At 70.0% G+C, this 11,567-nt stretch carries 9 protein-coding genes; 6 read left to right on the top strand and 3 right to left on the bottom strand.

Annotated elements, in window-relative coordinates; translation table 11 throughout:
* Positions 1-76: 76 nt before the first annotated feature.
* The 4 genes from ACP2AH_RS16755 (at position 77) to ACP2AH_RS16740 (ending at position 5,963) form a co-directional block, all read left to right on the top strand.
* Entirely contained in the window at positions 77-2,590 is a 2,514-nt protein-coding gene (locus ACP2AH_RS16755) for a circularly permuted type 2 ATP-grasp protein (protein ID WP_425106830.1), read from the top strand.
* Entirely contained in the window at positions 2,587-3,504 is a 918-nt protein-coding gene (locus ACP2AH_RS16750; protein ID WP_425106829.1) for a transglutaminase family protein, read from the top strand. Before ACP2AH_RS16755 ends, ACP2AH_RS16750 begins: the two co-directional genes overlap by 4 nt.
* Before the next feature lie 196 nt (positions 3,505-3,700).
* Complete coding sequence (locus tag ACP2AH_RS16745; RefSeq protein WP_425106828.1) at positions 3,701-4,501, top strand: SapC family protein; 801 nt, start codon at positions 3,701-3,703, stop codon at positions 4,499-4,501.
* A gap of 115 nt (positions 4,502-4,616) precedes the next feature.
* The gene (locus ACP2AH_RS16740; RefSeq protein ID WP_421698669.1) at positions 4,617-5,963 is read left to right on the top strand and encodes an AmpG family muropeptide MFS transporter; all 1,347 of its coding nucleotides are present in this window, start codon (positions 4,617-4,619) and stop codon (positions 5,961-5,963) included.
* A 12-nt stretch (positions 5,964-5,975) separates the two neighbouring features.
* On the opposite strand, the gene recR is transcribed toward ACP2AH_RS16740, so the two are convergent.
* Positions 5,976-6,581 carry a recombination mediator RecR gene (gene recR / locus ACP2AH_RS16735; protein WP_425106827.1) on the bottom strand — a complete coding sequence of 202 codons (606 nt, stop codon included), beginning with the start codon at positions 6,579-6,581 and terminating at the stop codon, positions 5,976-5,978.
* A gap of 280 nt (positions 6,582-6,861) precedes the next feature.
* Here recR and ACP2AH_RS16730 point away from each other — a divergent pair, with 280 nt between their 5' ends.
* A complete protein-coding gene (locus tag ACP2AH_RS16730; RefSeq protein WP_425106826.1) occupies positions 6,862-8,313 on the top strand; it encodes a sodium:proton antiporter in 1,452 nt (483 codons plus the stop codon).
* 15 nt (positions 8,314-8,328) lie between these two features.
* Here ACP2AH_RS16730 and ACP2AH_RS16725 read toward each other — a convergent pair whose 3' ends face one another.
* Entirely contained in the window at positions 8,329-9,807 is a 1,479-nt protein-coding gene (locus tag ACP2AH_RS16725; protein WP_425106825.1) for a phosphoenolpyruvate carboxykinase (ATP), read from the bottom strand.
* Between the two features lie 117 nt (positions 9,808-9,924).
* Positions 9,925-10,677, bottom strand: a complete 753-nt coding sequence (locus ACP2AH_RS16720; RefSeq protein ID WP_425106824.1) for a HugZ family protein — start codon at positions 10,675-10,677, stop codon at positions 9,925-9,927.
* A 187-nt stretch (positions 10,678-10,864) separates the two neighbouring features.
* Here ACP2AH_RS16720 and ACP2AH_RS16715 point away from each other — a divergent pair, with 187 nt between their 5' ends.
* Positions 10,865-11,563, top strand: a complete 699-nt coding sequence (locus tag ACP2AH_RS16715; RefSeq protein ID WP_421698664.1) for a response regulator transcription factor — start codon at positions 10,865-10,867, stop codon at positions 11,561-11,563.
* Positions 11,564-11,567 lie beyond the last annotated feature (4 nt).

The raw sequence follows: 11,567 nt of genomic DNA, 5'->3' as shown, positions 1-11,567 counted from the left end.
GCATTCGGCGGGGAAGGGACGTGCGGCGGCGGCGCGGGGATGGTATGCCCATCCTTTGCCGGGCTGAGAGGGAGCCATGCCCAGTCGCACGGAGCCGCAGGCGCGCACGCGCCGCTTCGAGGAAGCGGCCGTTGAGGCGCTGCTGGCGCAGTACAAGCCGCTGCCCGGCGTCCACGATGAACTCGTGGACGGCGAGGGGCGCCCGCGCGCGCACTGGACCTCGCTTCTGGCCGCCCTCGCCGAAATGGGCGTGGAGGAGGTCAATCGCCGCTTCCGCGCCGCCGACCGGCATCTCTACCGCTCGGGCGTGTTCTACCGCGTCTATGACGACCCCAATGGCGGCGAGCGGCCCTGGCCGATCTCGCATCTGCCGCTCGTCATCGACGCGGCGGAATGGCGCGCGCTGGAGCGCGGGTTGATCCAGCGCGCGCAGATGCTGGAAGGGCTGCTGTCCGACCTCTACGGCGAGGGCCAGCTGGTGCGGGCGGGCGCACTCCCGGCGGCGGTGGTGGCGGGCAATCCCGATTTCCTGCGCCCCATGGTCGGGGTCGACCCACATGGCGGCAGCTTCCTCAAGATCTACGCCGCCGATCTCGGCCGGGGGCCGGACGGGCGCTGGTGGGTGCTCTCCGACCGCACCCAGTCGCCCTCGGGCGCGGGCTATGCGCTGGAGAACCGCATCGCCATCGCCCGCGCGCTGCCGGACCTCGCCCGCTCGCTCAACGTCATGCGGCTGGCCGGCTATTTCCAGGGGCTGCGTGCCGGGCTGACCAAGCTCGACCGTTCCGGCGAGGGGCGGGTGGGGCTGCTCACCCCCGGTCCGCTGAATGAGACCTATTTCGAGCACGCCTATCTCGCCCGCTATCTCGGCTTCGTGCTGCTGGAAGGCGACGACCTCACCGTTCGCGACAATGTGGTCTATGTCCGCACCGTGGCCGGGCTGAAGCGGGTGGACGTGCTGCTGCGCCGCCTCGACGCCGATTACGCCGACCCGCTGGAGCTCAACCCCTCATCCCATCTCGGCGTGCCCGGGCTGATGCAGGCGATCCGCGCCGGCGGCGTGGCGGTGGCGAACGCGCTCGGCGCCGGCGTGGTGGAGGCGCCAGCGATGATGGGCTTCCTGCCGCGTCTCGGCCAGCAGGTGCTGGGCGAGGCGCCGATCCTGCCCAATATCGCGACCTGGTGGTGCGGCCAGCCGGCCGAGCGCGAAAGGGTGCTCGACAGCCTCGACGATCTCGTCATCTCGCCCGCCTTCCGCCGGCCGGTGCCGGGGGCGCTGGAGAACGGGCCGGTGATCGGCGCCGATCTCGATCCCGCCCAGCGCGCGGCGGTGGAACGCGCCATCCGCACCCGCGGCATCGACATTGTCGGGCAGGAGGCGGTGCGCCTTTCCACCATGCCGGTGTGGAGCAATGGCCGGCTGGAGCCGCGCCCCTTCATCCTGCGCATCTTCGTCGCCGCCACCGAGAACGGCTGGACCGTGATGCCCGGCGGCTTCTGCCGCGTCTCCGACACGCTCGATTCCCGCGCCGTGTCGATGCAGGGTGGTGGCCGTTCGGCCGATGTGTGGGTGCTGGACGCCGCGCCGGTGGAACAGACCACGCTGCTGCCGGCGCCCGACACGGTGGAGGTGAAGCGCCAGACCGGGCCGCTGCCGAGCCGTGCGGCCGATAATTTCTTCTGGCTCGGGCGCTATGTCGAGCGCGCCGAATGCACGCTGCGCCTGCTGCGCACGCTGGCCGGGCGGCTCTCCTCCACCGCCGATGGCGGTGGCGGTTCGGTGCCCGCGCTGCTCGACCTGCTGCAATCCTGGGGGGCGGTGCCGGACGAGCTGACGCGCGCGCGCCCGATCCGCCATGTGCTGGCGGCGCTGGCCGGGCGCGAGCGGCCGGGCGCCCTTCCCAATCTCATCGACAGCGCCCGCCACACCGCCTCGGTGATCCGCGACCGGCTCTCCCCCGATGCCTGGCGCACTTTGGCCGATCTCGGCCTGACCCTGGACGAGCCGGTGCCGCCGGGCAGCGCCGAGCCGGACGCCTATGAGCGCGCCGACCGGGCGCTGCGCGCGCTCGCCGCCTTTTCCGGCCTTGCCTCGGAGAACATGAACCGGCTCGCCGGCTGGCGCTTCCTCGATCTCGGCCGCCGCATCGAACGCGGCATCGCCGTCTGCCGCTTCGCCCGCGCGCTGGTGGGCGAGACGCCGAGCGCCAGCACGCTCGACGTGCTGCTGGAGCTGTGCGACAGCCAGATCACCTATCGCTCGCGCTATGTGATGGTGGAAAGCCGCGCGCCCGTGCTCGATCTCGTGCTGCTGGACCCGGTGAACCCGCGCTCGCTCGCCTTCCAGATCGCCGCCATCAGCGACCATCTCGACGTGCTGCCCGGTCATGCCGGCGACGCGCTGCCCCCGCCGGAGGAGCGCCTTGTCGCCCGGCTGTCCGCAAGCATGAAGGCATTCGACGCGGTGGAGTTCGACGATGCACGCCTCGCCAAGGTCGAGGCCCAGCTGATGGAGCTCTCCAACGACGTGGCGGAGCGCTATTTCATCCACCGCCAGCCGGTGGAAACGCCATGGGACCTCCAGGCATGAAATACGACATCCACCAGGCCACCACCTATTCCTATGCCTCCTCCGTGCCGGTGGCGCGCCATGTGGTGCGGATGGTGCCGGTGGAGCGGCCGAACCAGCGCGTCGTCGCCAGCCATTTCGCCGTCGAGCCCGAGCCGGCGGAATGGACCGAGACCCGCGATTTCTTCGGCAACAAGGTGGTGCATATCCGCATCGAGACGCCGCATCGCAGTTTCGTCGTCAAGACGCGGGCGCGGGTGGAGGTGGACGCGCCGCCCGACATCGCGGCCGATTCCGGGCCCTCCTGGGAGGAGACGCGCGCGGCGGCGAATGCGAGCCTTGATCTCTCCGGCCGCTCGCCAGCGCATTTCCTGTTTCCCAGCCCGGCCGTGCCGCTGAGCCCGGCGATCACCGAATGGGTGGCCGCAAGCTTCCCGCCGGACCGGCCGATGCTCGCCGCCTGCATCGAGGTGATGAACCGCATCCATGCGGAGTTCACCTATGACCCGCGCGCCACCGATGTCTCGACCCCGCCGCTGGAGGCGTTCGAGATGCGGGCCGGGGTGTGCCAGGACTTCGCCCATATCATGATCGCCGGCCTGCGCGGGCTCGGCCTGCCGGCGGCCTATGTTTCCGGCTTCCTGCGCACCGAGCCGCCGCCCGGCAAGGAGCGGCTGCAGGGCGCCGACGCCACCCATGCCTGGGTGGCAGTGTGGTGCGGGGACGCGATCGGCTGGCAGGGACTCGACCCGACCAACGCGCTCACCGTCGCCACCGATCACGTCGTGCTGGCGGTGGGGCGGGACTACACCGATGTCGCCCCCATTGGCGGCGTGGTGTTCGGCTCGGGGCGGCAGAAGCTCAAGGTCGAGGTGGACGTGATCCCGATGCCGGAGGAGCCGCCGCGCAAGGGCTCGGCCGCACCGCCGGCCTGACACGGTGCTGGCGCGGTAGCGCGCGGTCGTGCGGAGGTAGGTGCGGAGGTAAGAATGGTTGTCGCGCCCCGGCCGATCGGGTAATTCCGGCGGGTCGACACGGCCCCTCTCGCCGAAGGCCGGGAGGTGTCTGGCGTCGCCGGACGCACCCGTCTGACAGGGCCGTCCCTCGCTCCGCTTCGCGAAAGGTCCTGCCATGACGAAAACGCCCTCAAAAGCGCCCAAGGCCCGCAAGACGAGTGCCGCCGCTGCGGCCCCGCTGCCCCTGTTCTACCGGCAGCCGACGCTGCTGCGCTTCCAGAACCATGCACGGCTCAGCCTCCGGCGCGCGGTGGATTTCCGCTTCGCGGCCGGCGCGACGTCGCTTCCGCTGGTGGCCGGCGAATTCGCGGCGGCCGGGCGCGACTATCCCATCGTCTTCGCCAGCGACGAGGGCGCGATGCCGCTGGCGGTGACGGGCGTTGCCGCCGAGCAGAATCTGTTCGTCGAGGCGGACGGGCGCTGGCGCGCCGGCAGCTACATTCCCGGCTATGTCCGACGCTACCCCTTCATCGGCATCACTGCCGAGAATGACGGGTCCACCATGCTCGGCGTCGACCTCGCTAGCGACCGGCTGGCGGACGAGGGCGAGAAGGAGGCCGACATGCTGTTCGACCTCAGGGGCGCGGCCACCCGGGCCGCCCAGTCGGCGATGGCGCTTTGCGAGGCCTATGCCACCGAACACGCCCGCACCCTGGCCTTCGTCCAGGCGCTGAAGGACAAGCGCCTGCTGGTGCCGCGCACCGCGCAGGTCAATTATGCCGATGCCGGCCGGGCCGTGGTGCAGGGCTTTCAGCTGGTCGACGAAGCGGCGTTCCGGGCGCTGCCCGCCGCCGCGGTGGTCGAGTTTCACGCCAAAGGCTGGCTTGATCTCATCGTGCTCCACCTCGCCTCGCAGCAGCGCTGGCGCGAACTGGTGGATATGTCCGCCAAGACCCGCGCCGACGCCGCACACTGAGGCGCGGCGCCTGCGGATCGCCTTGGCGATTCAATCCGCCGCCAAAGCGCTTTAGAGATAGGCGGGACGCAGCCCGAATCGCGCGCCGGCGCGCCCGCCATCGAGACCGCTGACCATGACCGACACCGCCCGTACCGAACCCGCCCGCGACGAGGACGGCTTTCTCGCCAGCCTCGCGGTCTATCTGCGCCGGCGCGTGCTCATCGTGGTGCTGCTGGGCTTTTCCTCCGGCCTGCCGCTGGCGCTTTCCGGCGCCACGCTCACCATCTGGATGGCTGAGGCACAGGTGAACCTCACCACGATCGGCCTCTTCGCGCTGGTCGGGGTGCCCTATAATTTCAAGTTCATCTGGGCGCCGCTGGTCGATGCGCTGGATGTGCCGCTGCTTGGGCGCTGGCTGGGACGGCGGCGCGGCTGGCTGGTGTTCACCCAGCTGCTGCTGATCCTCGCCGTCGCCTGGCTGGGGTTTCAGGACCCGGTGAACGCACCCTGGCATGTCGCGCTGGGCGCGCTTCTGGTCGCCACCGCCTCGGCGACGCAGGACATCGTGGTCGATGCCTTCCGCGTCGAAAGCCTGGAGGTGCGCGAACAGGCCGCCGGCATGGCCGGCTATGTCGCCGCCTACCGCGTCGGCATGCTGGCCTCCGGCGCCGGCGTGGTGCTGCTGGTGGCGTGGTTCGAGGTGCTGGGCGTGCCGCGCGCCGATGTGTGGGCGTGGGGCTATCTCGCCGCGGCGGCCATGGTCGGCGTCGGCCTGCTGGCGGCGCTGCTGGCGAAGGAGCCGGCCGGGGCGCCGGCGATCCGGCATGACGAAAACGTCTTCCGCCGCATCGGCGCGACGGCGGTGGGCGCCTTCGCCGAGTTCCTCACCCGCAACAGCGCCGTCGCCATCCTGCTGTTCGTGGTGCTGTTCAAGTTCTGCGATGCCTTTGCCGGGGCGCTGACCGGAGCGTTCGTCATCAATATCGGCTTCGACAAGGCGACCTATGCCGGGGTGGTGAAGGGCGTGGGCTTCGCGGCGGCGCTGCTCGGCGGCTTCGCCGGCGGGGTGATCGCCCGCGCTTTGCCGCTCGCCACCGCTTTGTGGGTGGCGGGCCTGTTGCAGATGCTCTCCAACCTCGCCTTTTCCTGGCAGGCCTGGGTGGGGGTGAATGTGCCGGCGCTGACCGCGACCATCGTGGTCGAGAACTTCACCGGCGCCATCGGCACGGTAATCTTCGTCGCCTATATCTCGGCGCTGTGCGGCAACCGGGCCCATACCGCGACCCAATACGCGCTGCTGACCGCGCTGGCGGCGGTGGGGCGGACCTTCCTCGCCTCCTCCGCCGGCTTCGTCGCCGAGGCGACGGGGTGGATGGTGTTCTTCGCCATCACCGCGCTCGCCGCCCTGCCGGGGCTGGCGCTGCTCGCCTATCTGCAGGCGCGCGGCCATTTCCGCGAACTGGCGGCGGCGAGGGGTTGAGAGCGCGGCGCCTCAGGAGCTCGTGCGCGCCCGGATCGCCGCCGAGAGCGTGCCCTCGTCGAGATAATCGAGCTCGCCGCCCACCGGCACGCCATGGGCAAGGCGGGTGACCTTCACCGGCGTCTCGCGCAGAAGCTCGGTGATGTAATGGGCGGTGGTCTGCCCGTCGACCGTGGCGCCGAGCGCCAGCAGCACCTCGCTCACCGCGCCGCCCTGCACCCGCGCCACCAGCGTGGCGAGGTTGAGCTCCTCCGGGCCGATGCCGTCGAGCGGGGAGAGCGTGCCGCCGAGCACATGGTAGCGGGCATTCAGCGCCGCGGCGCGCTCCAGCGCCCAGAGGTCGGCGACATCGGCGACCACCACCAGCAGCGTCGGGTCGCGGGTGTCGTCGCAGCAGATCGAGCAGGGGTCGCGCACATCGATAGTGCCGCAGACGCGGCAGGTGCAGATCTTGCCCAGCACTTCGCCAAAGGCGCTGGCGAGCGGGCTCATCAGCTGTTCGCGCTTCTTGATCAGGTGCAGCGCCGCGCGGCGGGCGGAACGCGGCCCGAGGCCCGGCACGCGGGCAAGCAGCTGGATCAGGCGTTCGATCTCGGGGCCGGCGACGGCGCGGGGCATGGCATCCTCATCGCCGGTCGGGGGGGGCCGGCCGGCTTTGTCTAGAGCCCGCAAGGGCACTAGCCTATTGTCTGAACGCAGTTTCTTTACGCGAACCGGAAACCGCTTCGCGCAAAAATGCTCTAGCGCAGGCGGGCGCGGGCCGCAAAGGGGCGGTTGGGGTCCGGCGCGGGTGCGTTGTCGGAGCCCGTTATATAGGTAGGTCCTTCGGTTTTGCTCGACACCCGGCGAGGGGGTTGCTAACCCCGACCCCAGCGACGCCAGCCGACCGGGGAAGAAGATGACGACGACGAAAGCCGCCGCCCGCGCCCTTGCATGCCTTGCCGCGTCCTGTGCTCCCGCCCTGCTGGCGATGGGTGGCCCTGCCCAGGCTGCCGAGGGCATGGGCATTGACGGGGCGAGCCTGCCGCTGCTCTGGGGCCTGCCCTTTGTCGGCATGCTGCTGTCCATCGCCATCATCCCGCTGGTCGCGGGCGCGTTCTGGCACCATCATTACGGCAAGGTGGCGCTGTTCTGGGCGCTGGCCTTCCTGGTGCCCTTCGTCGCCACCCATGGCGCCGGGCTTGCCACTTATGAGGTGGCGCATGCGGCGCTGCTGGAATACATCCCCTTCATCATCCTGCTGTTCGCACTGTTCACCATTTCCGGCGGCATCCTGCTCACCGGCAATCTGCACGGCAGCCCGGGGGTGAACACGGCGCTGCTTGCCATCGGCACGGTGCTGGCGAGCCTGATCGGCACCACCGGCGCCTCCATGGTGCTGATCCGCCCGCTGCTGCGCGCCAATGACGACCGCCGCCATAACGTCCACACCGTGGTGTTCTTCATTTTCCTCGTCTCGAACATCGGCGGCTCGCTGACCCCGCTCGGCGACCCGCCGCTGTTTCTCGGCTTCCTCAAGGGTGTCGATTTCTTCTGGACCACCCAGCACCTGTTTCACGACACGGCGCTGGTGGCGGCGCTGCTGCTTGGGGCGTTCTATCTGCTCGACCGCTATTTTTATGCCCGCGAGGAGAAACTGCCGCCAAAGCCCGATCCCACGCCGGACACGGAGCGGCTTGGCCTGCGGGGCCTGCGCAACCTGCCGCTGCTCGCCGGTGTCATCGGCGCCATCCTGATGAGCGCGCTGTGGAAGCCGGGCATCGAGTTTAACATTCTCGGCACCCATGTGCCGCTTCCCTCCATCGCCCGCGATCTGAGCCTTTTGGTGCTGGCGGGGATTTCCATCGCCATCACGCCGGCCTTCATCCGCGAGCGCAACGGCTTCGACTGGGAGCCGATCCGCGAAGTGGCGAAGCTGTTTGCCGCGATCTTCCTCACCATCATCCCGGTCATCGCTATCCTTAAGGCCGGTGCGAATGGCGCGCTTTCCCCGCTGGTGGCCCTGGTGACGGACGCGGCCGGCGGGCCGGTGAATGCCGGCTATTTCTGGATGACCGGCCTGCTCTCCGGCTTCCTCGACAACGCGCCGACCTATCTCGTCTTCTTCAACCTCGCCGGGGGCGACGCGCAGGAGCTGATGACGCGCTTTCCGGTGACGCTGGAGGCGATCTCGGCCGGCGCCGTGTTCATGGGGGCGCTGACCTATATCGGCAACGCCCCCAATTTCATGGTGCTGGCCATTGCCAAGGGGCGCGGCGTCGCCATGCCGAGCTTCTTCGGCTACATGGCGTGGTCGGGCGTGTTTCTGCTGCCCTGCTTCGCGCTGCTCACCTGGCTGTATTTCCTCTGACGCCGGGCGGCGGCGCTACTCCGCCGCCACCGCCATTCCCGGCGTCGCGTCCGTGCTGGAAGCGGTCTCGCTTTCGGCAAGCGGGGCGGTGAGGCGCTGCCTCCAGCGGCGGGCGGCGGCGAGATAATCGCCACGGTTCGCCCATCCCTTGCCGGGATCGAGCAATGCGGGGTCGATGCCCTCCACAGCGGCGGGCACGTCGAGGCCGAGCTCCCGGTCCGTGCGCCACGCGCCCGACGCCAACTCACCCGTCTGCGCCGCGGCGACGAGCCGCCGGCTGATCTCCAGCGGCACGCGGCGCTCGCCGCCATCGCCGATCCGGCCCGTATTCACCAGCCAGCAGACCGGCGCGTGGCGCTCCAGCAGCGCGTGCAGGCGTGCGAGGTGCGGCGCGGCAAGGCCGGTGGACTCACGGAAAGCACCAAGCGTCTGCGCGGGGCTTAGCCGGGCGAGGGCGGGCAGGACGCCCTCTTCATCCTGCACCAGCAGGAACAGATGCTCCGGCGCGCCGAGAGGTTGCGCGTGCGCGGTGGTGGTGGGGAGGATGATCCGTGCGCCGGTGCCCGTCGCGTCAAGGCCCGGCACCCGGCTCGCCGGGTCGAGCGGCACATTCTCCAAGACGGTGCCGAAGCGGGCCGCGTCCGGCGTCCGGGCAAGGTCCGCCGGCTGCGCATAGCTGCCGGCTTCCAGGGCGATGAGCCCGTCATCGCCCCAGCCGAGGGCGCCGTCGATGCGTCGCGTCGCGTCATCGTCCTCTGCAGCACCCTGCGCCAGCGGGCCGTTGCCCAAGGCGCCGAGCAGCAGGGAGATCGCGCCGTCCGCCCCGGTGCGGACCGCGCCTTCGAGCGGCAGCACACCGGCCGCCAGCAGCGGTTCGGCGAGGAGATCGGCGAGCGCCGCGCGCAGCGTCTCGCTGCGGCCGGTGCCGGCGATGAGCGCAAGGCCGTTGGCGAGGTCCAGCGCGAGTACGCCCTCGGCCGGGACGCCATGGGTCTCCGGCGTGGGGCGGAAGCCCGGCGCGCACAGCACGGTGAGGCGCGGCGCGTCTGCGTCCGCCGCCGTCGCGCGCGGGCGCAGGAGATGACGGGCGACCAGGGCGTGCCAGGCCTGATCCGACAGGATCCGCACCGCGATGCCGCCGGCGGGGCCAGCCTCCACGCTGACATCCTGACCGAACAGGGTGCGGCGGGCGACATAGGCGAGCAGGTCGGCCTTCAGCGCCTCGAACTGCGCGCGGGAGAGCGTCGCATCGTCCGTCGCGCCGGCCGGCTCCCCGCCCTCCGTCGCGTCATTGACGCGGGCAATCGCGAGGGGCTGCTCGGCCGGGCCGGTGGTGACGACCAGCGCGCCGGTATGAGACAGCCGCACCTCGCCGCGCGCCACGGCCCGCTCGCACAGGCAGGCGCTGCCCAGATTCCAGAACACCCGCCCGGTGCCGGCGGGATCGAGCCCCTCAAGGCCGGAATGGTCGCTCTGCGTGCCGGTTCGCTTCACGGTCGGCTCCTCCTACGCATGACAGGAGGCGGGACCATGGGAGGCCAAAGGGGCGTTTTGCGCGAAATTCCGGGTCGATTATGTGGCCAAACCGGGGATTATGCGCCTTTCAAGGTATCACTGAACCGCCGAAGCGCGCGCGGCGTTGGCACGCTCGACCAGCGCGGCGCGCATTTCCTGCGCATTGGTCACGCGCTGGCCGAAGTCGAGCCGGCGTACCTGGGTGCCGTCCATCAGGTCGCAGCCCTCGGGGTCCAGCCCGACCAGCTTCCAGTGCCCGGGGCCGGTGCCGATGAGATGGAGCGCGTAGAGCTGGATGGCGTCGGCATGATCGGCATTCATATGTGCCACCGCGCCCTCCTCGGCCGCCAGCACGCCGGCGGCGTCATCGATGCGGGTGACGAGCGCCGCCCCGTCCACATCCTTGATGCGGCCGAAGCCGGCGACGAGATGGGCGCTCTCCACCTCCAGCCGGTAGAAGGCGAAGTCGCTGAAGCCGGCAAAGCCCGCCGCGTCCGGATGGCGGGCGAGATAGCGCCGGCGCGCGCTGGCGATGGCCTCCGGCTCGGTCAGCGCCGCGATGCGCCCCTTCAGCCCGGCGCGGGCGCCCTGCAGCTCGTCGCCGGTGCGGTGCTCGTCGACCAGCAGCGAGACGCGGGAATCGCGCTGCAGATTGACCGTATGGCGGGCCAGCTGGGAAAGCAGCAGCAGCGGCGCGCCATCCGGCAAGGTGGCGAGTTGCACCAGCGAGGCATAGGGCGCGCCATCGGCATCGAGCGTGGCGAGCGCCCCCGTCTGGCTCTCGCGGACGAGCCGCTTGACGGCGCGGGCCGCGTCGAAGGTGTCGGGCGTGGTCGAGGTCGCTGGCATGGGAAAGCTCCGCCTGTCGGGTCTCAAGAGGTGTGCGCGGCGGCGCCCGCCGTCAACCCGGCGGTGTGGATTGGCGGGCGGGCACGAAACGCGCTAATTTCCGTTGAATCAGTTTGCGTGTCACATTGTGGCCACGCCGGCGGGGTTCACCGCTTCGTGTACCGCCGCCGAACAGGAAAGTGCGCAGATGCCGACCATCGCTCTCGTCGACGACGATCGCAACATTCTTACCTCCGTATCCATCGCCCTAGAGTCGGAGGGCTATCGTATCCAGACGTACACTGACGGCGCCACCGCCCTGGACGGCTTCAAGACCAACCCGCCCGACCTCGCCATCTTCGATATCAAGATGCCGCGCATGGACGGCATGGAGCTGCTGCGCCGCCTGCGCCAGAAGAGCGACATGCCGGTGATCTTCCTCACCTCCAAGGATGACGAGATCGACGAATTGTTCGGCCTCAAGATGGGCGCCGACGACTTCATCAAGAAGCCGTTCTCCCAGCGCCTGCTGGTGGAGCGGGTGAAGGCGGTGCTGCGCCGCTTCGCGCCCAAGGACGGCGCCCTGCCGCGCGAGACCGACAGCGCCAAGGTGCTGGAGCGCGGCCTGCTGCGCATGGACCCGGAGCGCCACACCTGCACCTGGAAGGGCGAGAACGTCACCCTCACCGTCACCGAGTTCCTCATCCTGCAGGCGCTGGCCACCCGCCCCGGCGTGGTGAAGAGCCGCAACGCGCTGATGGATGCGGCCTATGACGATCAGGTCTATGTCGACGACCGCACCATCGACAGCCACATCAAGCGGCTGCGCAAGAAGTTCAAGGTGGCGGACGACAATTTCGAGATGATCGAGACGCTGTACGGCGTCGGCTATCGCTTCAAGGAGTAGCGAG

This window comes from Ancylobacter sp. (genome assembly GCF_965249975.1).
GTDB lineage: Bacteria > Pseudomonadota > Alphaproteobacteria > Rhizobiales > Xanthobacteraceae > Ancylobacter.
The sequence above is the reverse complement of the archived record's forward strand: the minus strand, read 5'-3'. Positions and strand labels throughout refer to the sequence as shown.